The sequence below is a fragment of the Nonomuraea sp. NPDC049141 genome (assembly GCF_040648415.1).
Classification (GTDB): domain Bacteria; phylum Actinomycetota; class Actinomycetes; order Streptosporangiales; family Streptosporangiaceae; genus Nonomuraea.
Genome location: NZ_JBEZDR010000022.1, coordinates 182,327 through 199,856, shown reverse-complemented (window position 1 = coordinate 199,856; position 17,530 = coordinate 182,327). Strand labels below are relative to the sequence as shown.

At 67.6% G+C, this 17,530-nt stretch carries 17 protein-coding genes and 1 pseudogene; 7 read left to right on the top strand and 11 right to left on the bottom strand.

Annotated elements, in window-relative coordinates; translation table 11 throughout:
* Positions 1-319: 319 nt before the first annotated feature.
* Positions 320-514, top strand: a complete 195-nt coding sequence (locus AB0B91_RS48105) for a hypothetical protein (protein ID WP_358336013.1) — start codon at positions 320-322, stop codon at positions 512-514.
* 4 nt (positions 515-518) lie between these two features.
* Here AB0B91_RS48105 and AB0B91_RS48100 read toward each other — a convergent pair whose 3' ends face one another.
* A complete protein-coding gene (locus AB0B91_RS48100; RefSeq protein WP_358336010.1) occupies positions 519-3,344 on the bottom strand; it encodes a BTAD domain-containing putative transcriptional regulator in 2,826 nt (941 codons plus the stop codon).
* A gap of 734 nt (positions 3,345-4,078) precedes the next feature.
* Between AB0B91_RS48100 and AB0B91_RS48095 the strand changes: the two genes are divergently transcribed.
* Positions 4,079-5,029: a recombinase family protein gene (locus AB0B91_RS48095; RefSeq protein ID WP_358336008.1), complete on the top strand. Its 951-nt coding sequence runs from the start codon at positions 4,079-4,081 to the stop codon at positions 5,027-5,029.
* 32 nt (positions 5,030-5,061) lie between these two features.
* Here AB0B91_RS48095 and mihF read toward each other — a convergent pair whose 3' ends face one another.
* From mihF to AB0B91_RS48080, 3 genes are all read right to left on the bottom strand, one after another.
* Positions 5,062-5,361, bottom strand: a complete 300-nt coding sequence (gene mihF / locus AB0B91_RS48090; protein ID WP_358336005.1) for an integration host factor, actinobacterial type — start codon at positions 5,359-5,361, stop codon at positions 5,062-5,064.
* 222 nt (positions 5,362-5,583) lie between these two features.
* Positions 5,584-6,498 carry a hypothetical protein gene (locus AB0B91_RS48085; protein ID WP_358336002.1) on the bottom strand — a complete coding sequence of 305 codons (915 nt, stop codon included), beginning with the start codon at positions 6,496-6,498 and terminating at the stop codon, positions 5,584-5,586.
* Complete coding sequence (locus AB0B91_RS48080; protein WP_358335999.1) at positions 6,495-7,550, bottom strand: hypothetical protein; 1,056 nt, start codon at positions 7,548-7,550, stop codon at positions 6,495-6,497. Before AB0B91_RS48080 ends, AB0B91_RS48085 begins: the two co-directional genes overlap by 4 nt.
* Before the next feature lie 136 nt (positions 7,551-7,686).
* On the opposite strand from AB0B91_RS48080, the gene AB0B91_RS48075 reads away from it, so the two are divergent.
* Positions 7,687-8,457: a recombinase family protein gene (locus tag AB0B91_RS48075; protein WP_358335996.1), complete on the top strand. Its 771-nt coding sequence runs from the start codon at positions 7,687-7,689 to the stop codon at positions 8,455-8,457.
* 190 nt (positions 8,458-8,647) lie between these two features.
* On the opposite strand, the gene AB0B91_RS48070 is transcribed toward AB0B91_RS48075, so the two are convergent.
* Positions 8,648-8,941 carry a hypothetical protein gene (locus AB0B91_RS48070; protein ID WP_358335993.1) on the bottom strand — a complete coding sequence of 98 codons (294 nt, stop codon included), beginning with the start codon at positions 8,939-8,941 and terminating at the stop codon, positions 8,648-8,650.
* 105 nt (positions 8,942-9,046) lie between these two features.
* On the opposite strand from AB0B91_RS48070, the gene istA reads away from it, so the two are divergent.
* Both istA and AB0B91_RS48060 read left to right on the top strand, forming a co-directional pair.
* On the top strand, positions 9,047-10,867 hold the full coding sequence (gene istA, locus AB0B91_RS48065) for an IS21 family transposase (protein WP_358335990.1): 1,821 nt from the start codon (positions 9,047-9,049) through the stop codon (positions 10,865-10,867).
* 207 nt (positions 10,868-11,074) lie between these two features.
* A complete protein-coding gene (locus AB0B91_RS48060) occupies positions 11,075-11,512 on the top strand; it encodes a hypothetical protein (RefSeq protein ID WP_358335987.1) in 438 nt (145 codons plus the stop codon).
* Between the two features lie 19 nt (positions 11,513-11,531).
* Here AB0B91_RS48060 and AB0B91_RS48055 read toward each other — a convergent pair whose 3' ends face one another.
* Positions 11,532-11,885 (bottom strand): hypothetical protein, encoded by a 354-nt coding sequence (locus AB0B91_RS48055; RefSeq protein WP_358335984.1) that lies wholly within the window; start codon positions 11,883-11,885, stop codon positions 11,532-11,534.
* Positions 11,886-12,013: 128 nt separating this feature from the next.
* On the opposite strand from AB0B91_RS48055, the gene AB0B91_RS48050 reads away from it, so the two are divergent.
* On the top strand, positions 12,014-13,183 hold the full coding sequence (locus AB0B91_RS48050) for a transposase (RefSeq protein WP_358335981.1): 1,170 nt from the start codon (positions 12,014-12,016) through the stop codon (positions 13,181-13,183).
* A gap of 306 nt (positions 13,184-13,489) precedes the next feature.
* Here the strand turns inward: AB0B91_RS48050 and AB0B91_RS48045 are convergent, their stop codons facing one another.
* Entirely contained in the window at positions 13,490-13,714 is a 225-nt protein-coding gene (locus AB0B91_RS48045) for a hypothetical protein (protein WP_358335978.1), read from the bottom strand.
* Between the two features lie 895 nt (positions 13,715-14,609).
* Positions 14,610-15,089 (bottom strand): helix-turn-helix domain-containing protein, encoded by a 480-nt coding sequence (locus AB0B91_RS48040; protein ID WP_358335975.1) that lies wholly within the window; start codon positions 15,087-15,089, stop codon positions 14,610-14,612.
* An 8-nt stretch (positions 15,090-15,097) separates the two neighbouring features.
* Between AB0B91_RS48040 and AB0B91_RS48035 the strand changes: the two are divergent.
* Positions 15,098-15,187 (top strand): annotated as a pseudogene (locus AB0B91_RS48035) (IS5/IS1182 family transposase); the annotation flags it as partial.
* 28 nt (positions 15,188-15,215) lie between these two features.
* Here AB0B91_RS48035 and AB0B91_RS48030 read toward each other — a convergent pair.
* The 3 genes from AB0B91_RS48030 to AB0B91_RS48020 all read right to left on the bottom strand — a co-directional run bounded on the left by AB0B91_RS48030 (position 15,216) and on the right by AB0B91_RS48020 (position 16,926).
* A complete protein-coding gene (locus tag AB0B91_RS48030; protein WP_358335972.1) occupies positions 15,216-15,695 on the bottom strand; it encodes a hypothetical protein in 480 nt (159 codons plus the stop codon).
* A 55-nt stretch (positions 15,696-15,750) separates the two neighbouring features.
* A complete protein-coding gene (locus tag AB0B91_RS48025; RefSeq protein ID WP_358335969.1) occupies positions 15,751-15,897 on the bottom strand; it encodes a hypothetical protein in 147 nt (48 codons plus the stop codon).
* A gap of 456 nt (positions 15,898-16,353) precedes the next feature.
* Positions 16,354-16,926, bottom strand: coding sequence for an RICIN domain-containing protein (locus tag AB0B91_RS48020; RefSeq protein ID WP_358335966.1), 573 nt, complete (start codon positions 16,924-16,926; stop codon positions 16,354-16,356).
* Positions 16,927-17,530: the final 604 nt, after the last annotated feature.

The following is a 17,530-nucleotide window of genomic DNA, read 5'->3' as shown; positions in this document are numbered from 1 at the left end:
CCGGTAGCCGGCCAGCCACCGCTGCAAGGTCCGGTAGGAGGGGCCACCCTCGCCCTGGTCGGCCGCCAACCGTGCCAGCGGCACCTCCTCGTGCAGGTGCGGCGCGAGTATCTCGTACCGGCTCATGGCCAGGGCGCGCCCCGCCAATGTCGCGGTCCGGCCGCCGGGGCTCGCGTTGTTCGGCCTGGCTTGTGCGTGTCCTTCACTCGCAGTGCTCACCCCGTTATCGTCCGTCCCCACGATGACCGCCCACCACACCCGCGGGCGCCACGGTTGCGGCAACCTCGCGCAAAGCGGGGGAAGTCGCAGGCTGGCCTAGATGATCGCCAGCCAGCAAGCCATGGGTTCGGACGGATCGACCGGCAGCCGCACCTATGCCTCCTTACCTTCATCGTCGTCCTCGACCATGGTGTCGAGCGGCGGCGGATCGGCGTGGTCGGCGGGCTGGTTCGTCGCGGGTGCTCATGCGGTCGCGAGCAGGGTACGCACCAACGTGGGACACGCACCGGGATGAAGGGTCAGAGCATGTTCTTGATCGGCTGGGGTGTTTCCGGCACGGGCTGGGCGAGGATCTCGGTCGCCTCCCCTGGCGTGAGCAGGCGGGCGTCGCGCAGGAGGCGGACGGAGCCCTCCCACTGTTTCCGTGCTTCGCCGTGCCGTTCGAGGTCGTGCAGCGCGATGCCGAACCACCAGCGTGACCTGGCTTCCTTCAGGTGGTATCCCGACTCGCGGAACCGCCGCGCGGCCGTCGTGTAGCTGTCCACCGCCTCGGTCAGCCGACCGGCATGGAGGTAGATGTCGCCCAGCGAGTCGTGTGCCGAGCCCGCACCGGCGAGCGGGTCCGTCTTCGGCCACAGCTCCACCAACTGGCGTGCTTCGGCGATCGCCTCGTCAAAGCGCCCCTGCCGGTAGTAGACATGCACCCGGTTGTTGCGGAGCACGGCCGGGGCCCCAGGGCGTTCGGCGTCGTCGTTGAGCGTCAGAGCCGACTCCAGGTAAGCGAGCGCGTCGTCGAGACGGCCCACGATCGTGTGGATGACACCGAGGTTGCTGAGGGCTCCCACCTTCCTTCGGGGCAGTTCCGCGCGATCCCAGTCGGTGAGAGCCGTCTTCAGTTGCGCGATCGCGGCGTCGTAGCGGCCCTGGTCCCGGTAGACCCAACCCAGGAAGCTGCGGAGCTGGGCCTTGTCCTCCCATGCCGCGATGCGATCGGCCACCTCGATGGCGTGCGCGTAGATGTCAGCCAGTTGCGTGTGCCAGCCCTGGTAGCAGAAAGGCCAGTGGAGTCCGATGGCCAGGCCGATGGCGGTCGCCGGGTCGGGGCCGGCCAAAGCCTGCTGCGCGGCGGCGAGCAGGTTGTCCCGCTCATCCTGGACCCATCGTCTCGCCTCGGCCGGTTCCTTGAAGGTGATGTCGGGCAACTCGACGGGGCATCGCACTACGGGATCCTTGTTGAGGAGGGTGCTCGCCATCCAGAGGGTGGTCAGGTAGTGGTGGAGCGCGCGCCGGACGGCGGCGGTGCGTTCCTCCTCCGGCAGGTCCTGGTGTGCCCGTTCGCGGGCATATAGACCGACCAGGTCGTGGAACTGGTAGCGGTCGGGCCCGGCGGCCTCGAGGAGGCGGGCGTCCTGCAGGCGTTCCAGAGCGGCTTCGGCGCGGTGGTGGGGCCAGCTGGTCAGGGTGGCGGTGACGGCGGGGGTGTGCGTGGGCAGGCCGAGCAGGCCGAGCAGGGGCAGCAGGTGGGCGGCGTCACGGCCGGCGGGTTCTTCTCGGAGGTGGTGGTGGCTGACCGCGATGCTGGCGCGGACGGCCAGGTCGGCGTACTCCAGCACGTCCAGACGGCGGGTGGCGTCGGCCAGCCGTCCTTCCAGGTCGGACAGGGTCCAGTCGGGGCGGGCCGCCAGGCGGGCGCCGACGATCCGCAGGGCGAGGGGGAAGCCGCCGCACAGCTGGACAACCCGCTCGGCCGCGTGCGGTTCGGCGCGGACTCGGTCGGGTCCGGCCAGGCGGGACAATAGCGCGGCGGCGTCGGCGGCGTTCAGGGTGCCCAGGTGGAGGTGGCGGGCGTTGTCCAGGGTGGCCAGGGGGTCCCGGCAGGTGATCAGGACCCGGCAGCCGGGGCCGGCGGGGATGAGCGGGCGGATCTGGTGGACATCGCGGGCGTTGTCCAGGATGACCAGCAGGTTGCAGGTCGCGGTCAGGGAGCGGTAGCGGGCGGCGGCCTCGCCCAGGTCGGCGGGGACGGCGGCGCCGTCCAGGCCGAGGGAGCGCAGCAGGTGGCGCAGGGCTTGGGCCGGCGTCAGTGGGTCGAGTCCGGCGGTGGATCCGTGCAAGTTGAGGTAGATGACGCCGTCGGTGAACCGGGCGGCCATGGCGTGGGCGACGTGAACGGCCAGGGCGGATTTACCGATGCCGCCGGGTCCGTCGATCACGGTGATGGCAGGCCCGTGGGTGGGGCTGTCGGCTGGGCCGAGTGCGGTGCGCAGGCGGTGGATCTCGGTGGCGCGGGCGGTGAAGGCGTGGGTGTCGGCGGGCAGTTCGGCCGGGATGTACGGCTCGCTGAGAGTGACCTGTTGGGCCGGGGTGGTCAGGTCGAGGACGGGGTCCTTGACCAGGACGGCCTGGTGCAGGCGGCGTAGTTCGGCGCCGGGTTCGAGGCCGAGTTCGGAGACCATGATCCGGCGGGTGTCCTGGTAAACGGCGAGCGCTTCGGATGGGCGGCCGGCACGGTGCAGGGCGAGCATGAGTTGGGCGGCGGGGCGTTCGCGTAGTGGGTGGGCCCGCACGTGTACGGCCAGGTCGGCGGCCAGCGCGTGGTGGTCGCCAGCGGCGAGGCGGAGATCGGCGTGGTCTTCCAGGACGGTGCGGTGTTCTTCTTCCAGGCGGGTGGCTTCGATTCGTGCCCAGGGGTCGGTCAGTCCGGCCAGTGGTTCGCCTCGCCACAACTGCAGGACTGTGCGGAACAGGGCGTCCGCGGCGGCCCTGCCCCCTTGCGCCTGGGCGGTGCGGGCGCGTTTGGCCAGGCGGGTGAACAGGTGGGCGTCGATGTGGTCGGGTTCGAGCGCGAGCCGATAGCCGCCGGGCATGGTCTGGATGATCTCTTCGGTGGTGTGGGGTCCGAGGGTTTCGCGGAGTTTGGAGATCACGATGTGGAGTTGTTTGGCCACGGTCGCCGCGGAGCTCTGTCCCCAAATGTCGGTGAGGATCCGCTCGGCGTGTACGACCTGCCCGGCGTCCAGGGCGAGTCTGGCCAGCACGCCGATTCGTCGTTGCCCGGCGAGCCGGACCGGCTCGTCAGCGGCCAGGACCTGCCACGGGCCGAGGAATCTGATCTCCAGCGCCATGCGGAGCGCTCCCATCCTTCAGCGGAGTCGGCATTGTAACGAGATGATCGGGCTCGTTCACGGCGATGACGGATGGAACGCCGTCTTCACGCGAATTTCGGCGTCTTAGTTCACATATGTATGTCTAGACGTGCAGGCTTACATGTGACTTGCAGGCTACCGATCACCAGGAGAGACCAGAGGCCGGACTGCCCCATGGCATCCGTACCGGCTGGTCAGGAGAATCATCGACCCGATGTCGCCAACGAGTAGCAGGGCAGTTACTACAGTTTCGCCGTACGCGGCCCGCTCCACCGGGGCGGCCGGATGAGACCACTTGAACGCGCCGTGCGAGCTAGTCCCGCACCCGGCGCGTTCACCCGCAGCCAAGCAGTCCGGCACCTGCGCGCCACTGAAGACTGCCAGCCGCCGGCAGGCAACCCCTCGGACCCGCTCTCATAAACGGTCTATTGTCAGAGAAGATCGCCAGACGGCCCGAGGATGCCGGTTTTGATCGCCGGAGGGGGCTGATCTCTTCTCAGAACTCGTTCTCATGCAAGGCGGCAGATCTTCGCATTTTGGGAAATGTTTGTGAGAGCCTCTGGGGCATGGCTCAGGCCCCGGAACCCCGCGAACCCGCCCATCTGTCCGCTATCGCCGATGAACACACCCGTGACGCTGATGAGGTCGAGCGTCACCCGTGTCCGCGATGCGCGGTAGCGCCGAATTCGCCGTGCCGGTCGCGTTCGGGCGCGGTGGCCGGCACCTACCACACCGGCCGGTTCACCAAGGTGGTCCGACTGGCGAAGCTGTTGCGGGTGCCGACCCCGGCCGACCGGAACCCGGGCCAGCCCTGGCGGCCTGGCACACCACCGCCCGCGCCGCTCAGTGGGCCGTCAGCGGACATCCGGATCGGCTACGCCCGCTGCTCCGCGCTCACCCAGGAACTGCAGTCGCAGCTGGACGCGCTGGCTGCGCATGGGATCGGTCGCGAGAAGATCTTCTCCGAGAAGATCTCGACCCGGGTGAAGGTGCGTCCGCAGTTCGAGGCGGCGCTCGCGCTGGCCCGGCAGATCAAGGCGCACACCCCGTACTGCCGGGTCATCCTGACGGTGTATGAGATGAAGCGGCTGGGCCGCGACGCCGCCGAGCTGACCGCGCTGGCCGACCACCTGACCGCGCATGGCCTGGTGCTGGAGATGCTTGCCGGGCCGCTGGCCGGGATCTACGACCCGTCCGGGCCGGGCTGGATGCTGTTCGGCTTCTTCGCCGCGATGGCCGAGACCGAACGCGAAGCCATCCGCGAGTCCACCCTGGAAGGACTCGATGCCGCCGCCCGCAACGGCAACCACGGCGGCCGGCCCCCGGTCATCACCGACGACATGCTGCACACCGTGCTCCGCCGCCGCGCCACCGGCGAGACGGTGGAATCCATCCGAGGTGACCTGATCATCCCCACCGGTAAGCGCAAGGGCCGCAACCCCAGCGCGGCCAGCATCTACCGCGCACTCGCCGAACACGCCAAGCAGCAGGCCTACCCCGAAGCCGTCGAGGCGGCCCACGCCGACTTCGCCCTCCTGCAAGGCGAAGACATCCCCCGACCCCGCCCGGCCCGCATCCGACGCCCGGGCCAGGCGCTGACGGCGCAGGAGGCCGAACTTCGCCATCGCCTGCAGAGCCAACCTCACCCGAACGCGGAGCGATAGCTCACACGATCAGTTCCGGCGCTGTCAGCTGATCAAAGCCCGCAAGAGTCGCGCTGCTGGTCGTTCAGCGCGCCAACACGCTGTTTCTCCTGCACCCCGGAGGTGGCCAACAACGCCGCGACCCGGGCCGGCCCATACCTGGGAACGGCCCGCAGGACCGGAGCCACCCGTGTCCTGCCCACCAGATCTTGCCCGCTTCGCTCGAACACCTCCGCCACACTCACCACGCCGGACGCCACCTCCGCCAACAGCGCACGACGCGCCGTACGCGCCTGGGCCGCCTTCGCCAACGCCTTCGCACGCTGCTCCGCCGTCATCGCCGACAGGGCCATCAGGCACCTCTCCTGTAGAGATATCGGCTGGCCAGTGGCTCCCGCCAGAGATCACGACGGGACCGCCGCCGATCATCATCCCGCACAGCGTCAACAAATGTGACACTAAACCCGGTTCGCCGTTCCACTCCTACTGGCAGGCCAGCCCATCGTGGTGTTGCCCGCGTACTGATGGCTCCAAGAGAGGAATCGAGACAGCCACTCACCGGTCTTGAAATCAGCTCACGGTGGCGGCAGGCGATCCAGGACCCGGGCGACGTCGGCTCTCGTGCCGTTACCGACCTTCAGCACGAGGTTGCTCACCCGGACCCACATGATGTCCTTCTTGAGGAACGCCTCATCCCCGAGGCTCTTCACAGGCTTGAACGGCTTGCTTCTGTAATGGGCCATCATCTCCTTGGCCACGGCGATCCCGCTTTTGCCCTGCCACGGCGGCGCGAGCCGTACCTGGACGATCACACCGCCGTCGTTGCACACGGTCGCCGACACGGGGACGCCGTCCTCGAGCAGTGCGCACGCGTACGGCGCCGCGGCGAACCGCCCGTCCGACGGGTTGACGGCGGGCGCGGGCCGATCCATGGCCTGCGCCACCCACAGCGCCGCCTTCCTCGCGTTGTCACGTTGCCGCGGGTCGGCCTGCAGGGCCTCATCCTGTACGGCCCTGCCGTACTGAATGGTGATCACCGCGTTGCTGAGCCGGTAGACCAGGAGCGTGGATCTTGACGTCTCAAGGGTGACCGCCTCATCACCCACCCCCGAAACAGCGGATGCCTTCCCCTTGACATAAAACCTCCCGAACGCGGGGCGGGATTCGGTCTGCTCCTTCAGATACGTGCCCGCCGCCGCGACGTCGGTGGCCAGGTGGACGACGAGCGTGAGCGTGTAGTGCGAGTTCGCCGGCGCAAGATGACGTGGGGTCGACCAGGTGCACTCCGTTTTGTCGTACCTCTGCTCGGCCAGCGGGACCAACCGCTCCACCCCCTCAGCGGTGAGCAGAGAGCACGGATCCGGCGTCCGGGTATACCTGCCGGGTCCCGCCTGCGGCGTGCTGGACGCCTGCATGGGCCTGGCGGGCGCCGGATCCGCCGAGCAGGCGGCGGTGAGCAGCACGAGAACGGCCGCGAGGATCCTGATCATGGCAGAGCCGCCACGATCCACCGGGCGGCCTGCTCGGCGCGGGCCCGGGGCGTCGCCGTGACGAGACCGATCAGGTTGGTCTTCCTGAAGACCACCGCAGACTTGGAGGCGAACGCCTCGTCCCCGATGTCGCCGATGTCCGCGGCGGTCGACTCCTGTGTCCTCCATCCGGCGAACATCTCCTTCGCCTGAGCGATGCCATCGCCCGCCGGACCCCTCTGGGGTGCCGAGAACTGCACTGTCAACAGCGGATCCGCGAACATCAGCCCCCACTCGCAGCGGTCGGGTTGGTAGCCGGTCGCTTTCATGTCTCCGGCTTTCAGTTGCTTGATCTGTGCCGGAGTGAGCATGGCGCACGCAATCGGCGTCTCCGCGTAGGTGCCGGGTGTTGTCGCGGGCGTCTGCTCCGGCGGGCTCATCCGGCCGAGCGTGGCGGCCATGCGACTGCTCACCGACACCGCTCCCTGACGCAGACGCTCGGCGCTCACGCGGCCGTCGATCCCGGTGTAGGCGACCTCCAGCAGGAGGTTGCCGGCGCGGAAGACGACGTAGACGCGCTCCGGCCGCTTCGTGCGGGGGGTGAGGTAATCGACCTCGTGGGCCTCATCGCCCACGCCCTGCACCGCACGCGCCGCCGTCGTGGTCACGCCGCGCCGCCTGTCGCCGGTCACCCCGATGTCGGGCTCCTGCCAGATGGTCAGCCGGGACGGGCGGAGGTCGTCGGCCAGGCGCTTCCGATAGGCCTCGTGCGCCTGCGCGGAGGTGCGGTCCCACGGCTCCACGTCCTTACCAATTGTGTGGAGCTCGTGCAGTGCCTCGGAGGTGTAGTCCAGCGTCTTCCCGTTCGCACTGACCGATTTGACCGTCAGGCCCACACTTCGGCTCGTCCAGGCGCAGTCGAGCCCGTCATGCCTCGCCTTTGCATCTGGCACGAGCCGCTTGACCAAGGCTTCGTCGACCGCCGCACACAAGTCCATCGGCACGGGGAATCTCGGCTGGACCGCCGCGGATAGCGGGTTGAGCCAGAGGAACACAGCGATGATCGCGCGCATGGCGCGAAATGTAGCGCCAGCCGGTATGTTCCGGGTATATCCGTTCCGATAAGAGCCGGTCCGGCTGCGCGCCGCCCGCGTCTTCTAGGGTGGCCGTAAAATCGTGGCATGAGCCCCAAAACCGCGTTGATCTTGGTTGAGAACGTGCCTCGCGAGCCTACGCGGTTCTCATAAACGGGCCCCGGCCACCGTCGCGCCGGACACTCCGAGCGCCGACATCCGCATCGGGCAACGCTCGCTGCTCCACCCTCACCCAGGAACTGCAGTCCCAGCTGGACGCGCTGGCCGCGCACGGCATCGGCCGGGACAAGATCTTCGCCGAGAAGATCAGCAGCCGGATGCGGGTCCGCCCCCAGTTCGAGGCCGCCTGACCCTGGCCCGCCAGATCAAGGCGCACGCCCCGTACTGCCGCGTCATCCTCACCGTCTATGAGATGAAACGCCTGGGCCGCGACGCCGCCGAGCTCACCGCCCTGGCCGACCACCTCACCGCACACAGCCTGGTGCTGGAGATGCTCGCCGGGCCGCTGCCCGGCATCTACGACCCCACCGGCCTGGGCCGCATCCTGTTCGGCTTCTTCGCCGCGATGGCCGAGACCGAACGCGAGAACGTCCGCGAAGCCACCCTCGAAGGCCTCGACGCGGCCGCCCGCAAAGGCAAACACGGCAGCCGCCCACCCGTCATCACCGACGACATGCTGCACACCGTGCTCCGCCGCCGCGCCGCCGGCGAGTCCGTGGAGTCGATCCAGCCCGATCTGATCATCCCCACCGGCAAGCGCAAGGGCCGCAACCCCAGCCTGGCCAGCATCTACCGCGCCCTGGCCGAACACGACAAACGCCAGGCATACCCCGAGGCCGTCGAGGCCGCCCGCGCCGAGTTCGGTGCCCTGGACACGTCCCGGTGATCAGCCGCGTTCACGGCGCCCGGCGGCGTGCCGCAGCGATAGTTGTCACCGCAGGCGGCTGCTGGCCTGGGCCTCCGGACGCATCGAGGCACGGTAGTTGTCACCAAATCGGCGCGCTACTTGTCACCAGCGCCAACAGCCAACCGCATGAGCCGAAGCTCGATGGCTGTCACCGCCGGTGCGGGGCGTGTCAGTCTCCGACGAACCACAGATAGCGGTGTGGTGCCTCTTGGGCCATGCTGCACAGCTCGCGGAGCGCTTCGGCGAAGGCGTCGGTGATCAGCCCTGCGGGGAGTCGTAGTAGTTCGTCCAGCAGGGTATCGATCTGCCGATGATTGAAGATCGTGTCGCCATATGGGATCAGATGGCCGAACATCGGAAACTGGGCCCGGTCGAGGTTGGCCAACGCATCGCTCCAAGACAGGCCGTGTCTGGTCCTCGCCATGACCTCGGGCCCGTCGCCACGGATCTGAAGGTTGATCACCGGGCAAGGATAGAGCTGCGGTGACAGGAATCCTGCCTTTGTGACAACTACCGCGCCTCGGCTCAGGCGGCCAGCCCGCCCGGTTCGACCACGACAAATGTGGTCTTGGACCCGCATCGCTGGTTGGAACTGAGGCGATTTCGCAGCCTGAATGAGTCCGGCGCGATGAGCTTGCGGGAGATCGCGGCCGCGACCGGGCTGAACCGGCGGACGGTCGCCAAGTACCTGTCGGGCGAGGTTCCGATGGTGCCGCCGAAGAGGGCACCCAGCACTCGGCCACGGCAGCGGGTGGTGGACGAGGTCGCGCCGCTGATCGACGCCATGTTGCGGGCGGAGATCCTGCTCAAGGGGGCGGTGATCCACGAGCGTCTGGTGGCAGACTACGGATTCACCGGCAACTACCAGCGCGTCAAGATCTACTTGCAGGAGGCGCGGCCGCGGATCGCGGCCGAACTCGGTATCAGCCCGGGCGAACTGGCGGGACTGCATCGCCGATTCGAGGTGGTGCCGGGGGCTCAGGCCCAGGTGGACTGGGGCGACGAGGGCAAGATCTTGGCCCATGTCGGCATCGGGAAGGTCTACTCGTTCCACATGACCTTGTCCTATTCGCGCGACCCGTTTTGCTGCTTCACCACCAGCCAGGATCTGGCGAGCTTCTTCGACTGCCACCGCCGGGCGTTCGAGCATTTCGGCGGGGTGCCGATGTCGATCGTCTACGACCGCACCAAGACGGTGGTCCGCCGCCACGTAGCCCCGGGTGAGGCTGTTCCGTTGCATCCGGAGGCGGTCGCCTTCGCTGGACACTACGACTTCGACCCCGATGTGCTGGCCGCCTGCCGGCCCACCGGCAAAGGCCGGGTCGAGCGGCAGGTCGCCATCGTCCGTGACCATGTCCTGGCCGGGCGGGCATTCTCCTCGATCGAGGAGCTCGACGCCGCCTTTGTCACCTGGGTTCCGCTGCGGCGCTCCAAGGTCCACGGGACCCACGGCGAGGTCATCGGAGTGAGGGCGGTCCGCGACCACATGGCGTTGCGGCCGCTGCCGCCTGCCCCGTATGTCGTGGCCCAGCGGCATCTTCGCTACGTCGGCAAGGACTGCTTGGTCGCCTTCGAGGCGAATCTGTATTCGGTCCCGGCCCGCCGGGTCCAGCCGCGCCAGCTGGTTGAGGTCAGGGCGACCAAGGCTCAGATCATGCTGCACGCCACCACACCCGACCACACCGGCCAGACGCTACTGGCCGCCCATCAGCGGGCGGTCGGACGCGGCTGCCGCGTTGTGGACGAGCGGCACTGGGACGGCCTGCCCACCGGGGCCGGCCGGCGCGTCACCGCAGGCCACGATCTTTCCGTTTCCCGAGGCCAAGGCAAAGGCCGCAACGGCCCGGAGTCGCCCCCCGGATCGTTGGCGGGCCTGCTCAACCGGACCGCGGCCGCTCATGTCGAGGTCGGCCGGCGCCCCCTGTCGGGATGGCATGCTCATCGAGCCCGCGCTTCGTTCCCTAAGACTGGCTCCACCCTGTTCCACGCTGCCCGCGCCCGGCGCACAACCTGGCTGCCGCCTTCTTGTCAGGCCATTATCTCGAACACAATTTCAACAAGTTCAGCAGCACGAACGAGGCGGCCATTAGCAAGGGGTATGATATCGAACAAACTAACGAATTTTTCGAGGCCGAACCCCTTGCGATTTAACCTTCCAACGGTTGTGAAGCCGCTTCGTGGGCTGCGAGCTCCCATCGGCCGCACGCCGACCAGCGGGCACCACCACCGTCCACCCGGCGTCCCGCAGCGCGTTCAGCGGGAGCGGGCAGCCTGGTTCGGATTCCAGCCGGGCGACAGGTCGGCGGACATCGGGATCAGCACTCCTCAAGCCGGTGGCGGAGCGGGCCGGTTGATCGAACTCGACCGCTCCGGCGCGGTCTCGAGATAGCCCGCGAGGGCGCGGATCGCGTGCGCCCCGGACGCCGCCGCCAGCCGGGGCGGGACACCCGCATCTGCGACGCCCGCCCCAACCTGACCGTCACGTACAGGGTGCCGCGCCACCGACCACGCTGCACCGCGAGCGACGCGGCATACCGACGACATACCGCTGATCCCTAGCATGACTCCTCGTTCCGCTACCAGGAGAGGGAGCAGCATGTCCAAGATCCGAACAGCGCTCAGCGTCTCAGTACTGGCCGTCACCATGTCGGCCCTGACTGCCACGCCCGCGTCGGCAGACGACCCCGCCTCGAAGCCGAAGTCGGTCACCACGTGCAAGACGAAAGCGAACGTCAAGGTCTGCCTCACGGTCCACAAGGCGACAAACGTCATCAAGGCTACTGTCTCCTATTCGAAGAGCACCAAGTACTGTGTGAACGGCGAACTGGTGATCTTCCGCCCCAAGCACAAGAGTTTCGCCAGTAGCGGCAATTTCAACCTCGGCAACACCAAGTGCTCGACAAACGGGTCAAGCGCGACGAAATTCAAGCCCATATCCGGCAAGGGGATCGGCAAGGGGCAGTACATCGCCTCATTCAGAGTCGGTGGAGACATGTTCGCGGAACTCTCCGCCGTCTCCTACACGTGGTCCTGACGCGCCGTTCCCTGCCGGGTCAACGCCGCGTTGACACCGCCCAGCGCAAACGGCCCGCGAGCTGCTGGGCGGCCTGCTTGGACACCCCGAGCACCCGGCCGACCACTGCCCACGACGCCCCGCCGGCGCAGGTCCGGGGCAGGGCCTTGGTGTGGAGGTTGCGAAACCCTCGGCGGACGCGGGCGGGGGTGAGTCGCTCGGGGACGGCGGGCTTCTCCCACGGGCGGCGTAGATCGCTCACCAGGCCGCGGGCCAGGCGCAGCTGGGTATGCGCGGTGAGGATGAGCCAGGTCCAGGTGTCGGCGGCGTGCGGGTCACGCAGGCGGGGCTTGGTCCAGCCGAGGGTCTGCTTGAGCAGGCGGACTTTCGTCACAGGTCGCTCGTCCTGGCTGATCACGATCTGGTGGCGGAGCGGCACGCCGTCGTGACATGAGAGCGGCCATCGCCGATCTTCTGTTCTGCGAAGAAATGAAGATCAAACCGATGGCCGTGGAGTCCAGTATGACGGTAACGCCGCTGCGAGCGGGAGTGGCCGCGACGAAGAGTTCATCGCCGGTGGCGGAGTCCACGGCGAGGCTGCGGGAGTTCCGCGCGGGCTGGTATGACTGCCTGACCATGCGCGCGGACGCGTTATTCGAGCTCACCGACGCGGTGTTGTCCGCGCCGACGGTCACCTCGCTGCCGTATCTGAGCCTGGAGCCGGTCTTTCGCCGCAGCTGGGGCAGCCTGTATGACGCCCTGGCCAGAGGCCGGATCGATCCGGAACGGGTGGGCGAGTTACTGGTGGCCTGTCGCCCGCCCGAGTGGCCGCTGACCTTCGCCGTGGACGCCAGCACCCACCCGCGCCCGTACGCCGAGACCAGCCCCGGACGGGAGTGGCACCACCTGTCCGGGCCGGGTGGGGTGGATGGCGGGGTGCCCGGCTGGGCCTGGCAGCATGTGACACAGCTCAACCTCGAGCACGACTCGTGGGTCGCGCCGATGGACGTGGTCCGGGTGCCCACCGGCGGGCCGGCGCAGACGCTGGCCGCCGCCGAGCAGATCCGCGCCATGGCTGCACGGCTGCGCACGGCAGGAGGCACCGGGCGCAAGCTGTTCGTCCACGACGCCGGATACGACCTGGCGGTGCTGGTCTACGAACTGCACGGCGAGCACGATGTGACCGGCGAGCACGCCCAGCGCTGCGCCGACCTACCGGAGGGGACCCACCACCAGCTGTGCGGGGTGCACACCGTGCACGGCAACGACGACATCGAAGTGCTGGTGCGCATCCGCAATGACCGGCTGCTCTACCGTGACCCCGCCCGCCCGGCAACGGCGGCCGTGCGGGACGACCCCGCCGCCACGGCGAACAGGTCTCCTGCGCCCGGCCCGAGTCCTGGGGCGAGCCCGACCAGCAGCTCACCCTCACCGACGAGCACTACGGCCAGGTCACCGTCACCGCCTGGGACGGCCTGCACCCCAAGCTGGACAAGAAGGACCACTTCGCCCACCGAGCAGAAGCGCCGATCCTGTCCGGAACCCTCATCCGCGTCCAGGTCGAACGGCTACCCGGCGGACGTAAGCCCACTCCGAAGCCGATGTGGCTGTTCTGGTCCGGCCAGGGCATCCCCGACCTGGACCGATGCTGGAGATCATATCTTCGCCGGTTCGATATCGAGCACTACCTGAAGTTCCTGAAAAGCGTGCTGAGCTGGACCGATGTCGCCCTCCGCCACCCGGAACAGGCCGAACGCTGGACCTGGGTGCTGCTCGCCGCCTATGCTCAGCTCCTGCTCGCCCGCGGCCTCGCCCAAGATCAACGCTACCCTTGGGAACGCCGCCACCACCGCAGGCTCTCACCCAGACGAGTCCGCCGGGATTTCGCCCGCGTACTACCGATCATCGGCACCCCCGCTACCCCTCCGAAACCCTCCAAGGCGGGCCCGGGACGGCCGCGAGGGCGCACCAGCACCCCAGCTCGCCGCCACCCAGCGCTCAAGAAGTCAGCATGATCGCCTTAAAACGCAAGAACCCGGCGGGCACAGCCACGTTCTTGTGCGTGGTGATCGCCTGGAGGATCTGCCGCTGCTTGGACCACAGCGCCTCACCGAGCACCTGCTCGACGAAGCCGACCGGGTCGCCGAGCCACACGCCGTACGGGGTGCCGAGCTCGCGCCCCGCGACCACCAGGACCTGCACGAGATCGGGCGGTGCGAGCATGCAAGGGCGCGGCGCCGCACTGCCGGCGCAAGCGCCATCAGCTCCGACAGCATCCCTGAAGCGATGCGGGAGTCACAGCGGGGAAGGTCGTGGGGAGCGGGGACGGCCAGCGCCGTCATCCGTCGCACCCGCAGCGGAAGTGCAGAGCCAGAGCTGCAGCCGCCTCCTGGTCGTCACGCGTGCTCAGCAGGATGACGCGCGTGCAGAGCGGGCACGTCTCTGCCCGCTGGAACATCGCCGCGTACTCCACGGCGGGCCATCGTGCCGGAGTAGATCGGATTGCGTCTTGCTCCAACTGGAGGCACCGAGCGCGATGCCTTGGAAAGAACCAACTCACGGGCCTGGTCATGAACCTGAGCGAGATGGTTGACAGCGGCGCTAAAAGGCGCCGTCGAGTAGGCGTTATTGCCCCCGACGTGCGAGCGCACGTCTAAGCTCTTGCCTGTCCGCTGCGCAAGCGGGTCCCGGCAGCAGTCAATCGGGGGGTCGGCTGCTTACGATGGCGCCGATCCTTCCGATCGCCATCACCCGGAAAGGGGCACGATGCGCAAACGGTGCAAGAAGAACGACCAGTCGAGGTGGACGGAGTGGGCGCAGCTCGCAGTGCGGGCCGGGCTCATCCTCGTAGACCTGTTGGTCAACAGGATCAGGTAGCCGAAACAGCTACCTGATCCCGCAGTAGGGTGACCCCCGTCAGGCCTGTCAGCTACGGCGGGGGCACTCACACCAGGTGAGATGGATTGAACCAGATCTCATCTAGCCCGATGGTAGCGAACAGACAGTAGATGCGTAACGCAATGGGCGCGCTACAAGACGAGTTACTGGATGCGCTACTGCTCGCACTAGTCGTCGCGAACGTAACCACAACCGTAAGCGGTACTTGTTGAACGCCGACTTACAGCCCGAGGGACTCCAGCCAGGCCAGGCCCGCCTTCTTGTTGAACCTGCCGCTCGCCGGCCGCACCCCTTCGGGCAGGATGCCCGCCTCCTCGGCCTTGCGCACCTGGTAGCGCACCTGGTCCACCTTCAGCCCGGCCGTCTCGGCGAGGTCCTTCATGGTGGTTCCCGCGCTCGCCACCGCCTCCGGGGAGGTCTTCTCCTGCCACCACGCCAGCAGAGCGTCCTCGTCGTAACGGCGGTCGCTGACCTTCGCCACCTCCGGGAGTTCGCCCGCCGCCTCGGCCTCGTGCACCGCCGTCCGGAACGTCTTCTCGTTCACGCCGACCCTCTCGGCGGCGTCGGCGAGGGTGGTGCCGGCGGACAGGCTCTCCTTCCGCTTCCGCCACCACTCGACGAACAGGATCTCGTTGACGGCGCCGCTGCCGTAGACGATGTCGGGCGGAAGGGTGCCGGCGTCATGCCGTGCGGCCGGCACCGCGGAGGCGCATCCTGCGCAAACTCCGATGCTGCCCCCTTCTCGCAGGTCAGCTCGTCAAAGCGATCTTTATCCTTCAACTCCGAGAAGCGGGATGAAAAACCCTCAATGCCTGGCGTACCTCGTCTACCTGCGGTGCGGTGTTCGAGTAAGCGGTAAGCACCTCCACTGTTCCACCAGACCGTCTCTGGTCTGCCGAAATATCGGCAGGCTGGGGCGGTTTCGTGTGCGTGGACGCATCGCGCGAAGCCTCAGAGGTTGCTTCCAGTCGCGCTTCAGCGTCGAAGATGACCTCGGTCGATCGCGACAGTTGCCCTTTTCGTACCCGTTGCGTGGGGCCGTAGGGAGCTGGCGGATCATCTCGATGTAGCGCGGGACCTGGTAGTACGCGAGTCGCTCCCTGCACCAGTCGTACACGTGCGAGGCGGTGAGCGCGTGAGGTTCGGCCGTGCGGACAATGATCTTGATGTCATCCTCGCCCAGCTGTGACGGGACGGCGACTACGGCACTGTCCGCGACGCCGGGGCATCCGTTGACGAGGCGTTCGATCTCCCAGGCCGAGACGTTCGCCCCGGCGGCGGAGGTTGCCGCCGGACGAGTGGCCATGAAGACGGAACATCCCCCCGTCCTGCCGGACAGGGGGATAATGTACCGCCGCGCCTTACCGCGCCATGGACCCTTGCGGTGATGGTTGTTGCGGCTTGCGGATCACGGTATCCGCATGCACAGGAGTGATGCCCAGCGCCAGCACGGCGGCCAGGCTGGCGGCCAAAGCGGCGGCACGGCGAGTCCAGGTACGGGTCTTCATACGGCTCTCCCAGTCGGCCGATGATCATGACAGTACTGTCCAACATCATCAGCGCTGCATCCCCACCCGTCCACCCCAGAATGGCCGAGTGGCCACAAGCGGACAGGCCCTCGCACCCGCGGACGTTCACAACGGCTACGGGCTCGCTTCGCTCTCGGTCCAAGAGATCAAGACCGGTATCCGATGTGGCGCAACGGTGCTCCGGCGTGGTTGTGACTTGCGTCGCTCGATGTCGCATTTTCTGCATCGCTTCGTGTCGTCCCGCAGAGGGGATTCCGGCTGTGGACAGTGGTCCGCGGCATGGGGCCATATTGGGAGGCATCCGGGACCTCGGCCGACGAGGGCGGGGTGGTTGGGATGGGCGCGGTGACGTGCTTTGGGCGGTGTGAAGGGGAGCAGCGCCGCGATGCCTTCGACCGGCATCGCGGCGCCCTTTTGATCGTCAGTACGCCCAGGTCAGGGGGTTGTCCCGTCGTCGTAGGAGAAGCCGTACCTGTTCGGCAGACCCTCCAGCAGCCACTGCTGTGTGGTGGCGGCGAAGGCGCAGTTCTGTGTGACCAGCCGGGTACCGCTCGCCGTGCTGCCGCCGGACGGACCTACGCACAAGCCGAAGAAGTGCTGGCGGAGGACCCAGAGGCCGTCGGGCGCACCGGGGCGCACCGCGACGAACGTCCATTGCTGATCGCCTGTGGGGCCGTTGGCGCATTGCCGCAGCACCAGCGAGGTGCCGACAGGGGTCGGGTTCTGGGTGTTGGCCAGGCTCAGGCACTTCCCGCTGGAGTGGCGTATGGAGTTGTCCGTCGAACTGACGGGCGCGAAGCCGTGCCAGAGCTGACTGCAGTCCATCAACACGATAGGAGTGCCGTCGGCCGAACCACCGTTGAACGGGCCGATGCACCTGGAGGGAACTGCGATGGCGTTGTTGCGAACCGTTGTGAAAGGGAAGACGGCGGCATCGGCCGCCGGCGTCATCGCCAGGACCATCAGCACGGCCAGCCCGGTGAGGACGGTGAAGAGAAGTCGGCGCATGTTCGCTCCTTGCAGTCGTTGACCTTTGACACGCTGATCGCGTGTCTGCCTTGGAGGCGTGCCGTCTGGTTCCAAGCGCTGGAACCACGCGCACCGAACGACGTTCCCTCTCGTGCCTGCTGGTGGAACTCGTCGGGTGAGTCCAGACATCGATGTACCGACCCGCGAAGCCGAGCTTGACGCGATCAAACAGGTGATCGCCACAAATAGAACACGCCCAGAACAACGAGCTTCCCGACGAGTTCCTCAGCCTGTTCCGGGCCGATGCGATCTCGGCATTTACCCATCAGGTGCTTCCTGGCGGGATGCAGGGCTTTACTGTCACATTCGGGCTGGAACGGTCGGAGGTAGTTGTGGGACCGCCACCTCGTTGGCCACCCTCGTTGATCGTCTCGTTGCGGGTTTCCACCTGCACCGCCGTGTTCGAGTGAGCCACCATCAGGTCCGCAGGTGTACGCACACCTGCCCCCAACAGGCGACGATCGTGATCTTCCAGCGGATGCCAGGGTGATCGATGCATGAGATCTTTCGCTGGTTCGAGCGGTAACGGGGACGCGTGGACGCAGCTCACGCCCAAAATAGGGCGCCCGGAGCGAGCGGAGGT

Excerpts from the sequence above, each read along its gene's own strand:
- AB0B91_RS48105 (WP_358336013.1), top strand. The coding sequence starts at position 320 with ATGATCGCCAGCCAGCAAGCCATGGGTTCGGACGGATCGACCGGCAGC.
- AB0B91_RS48100 (WP_358336010.1), bottom strand. The coding sequence starts at position 3,344 with ATGGCGCTGGAGATCAGATTCCTCGGCCCGTGGCAGGTCCTGGCCGCT.
- mihF (WP_358336005.1), bottom strand. The coding sequence starts at position 5,361 with ATGGCCCTGTCGGCGATGACGGCGGAGCAGCGTGCGAAGGCGTTGGCG.
- AB0B91_RS48085 (WP_358336002.1), bottom strand. The coding sequence starts at position 6,498 with ATGATCAGGATCCTCGCGGCCGTTCTCGTGCTGCTCACCGCCGCCTGC.
- AB0B91_RS48080 (WP_358335999.1), bottom strand. The coding sequence starts at position 7,550 with ATGCGCGCGATCATCGCTGTGTTCCTCTGGCTCAACCCGCTATCCGCG.
- AB0B91_RS48060 (WP_358335987.1), top strand. The coding sequence starts at position 11,075 with ATGTCCAAGATCCGAACAGCGCTCAGCGTCTCAGTACTGGCCGTCACC.
- AB0B91_RS48050 (WP_358335981.1), top strand. The coding sequence starts at position 12,014 with ATGACGGTAACGCCGCTGCGAGCGGGAGTGGCCGCGACGAAGAGTTCA.
- AB0B91_RS48045 (WP_358335978.1), bottom strand. The coding sequence starts at position 13,714 with ATGCTCGCACCGCCCGATCTCGTGCAGGTCCTGGTGGTCGCGGGGCGC.
- AB0B91_RS48030 (WP_358335972.1), bottom strand. The coding sequence starts at position 15,695 with ATGGCCACTCGTCCGGCGGCAACCTCCGCCGCCGGGGCGAACGTCTCG.
- AB0B91_RS48025 (WP_358335969.1), bottom strand. The coding sequence starts at position 15,897 with ATGAAGACCCGTACCTGGACTCGCCGTGCCGCCGCTTTGGCCGCCAGC.
- AB0B91_RS48020 (WP_358335966.1), bottom strand. The coding sequence starts at position 16,926 with ATGCGCCGACTTCTCTTCACCGTCCTCACCGGGCTGGCCGTGCTGATG.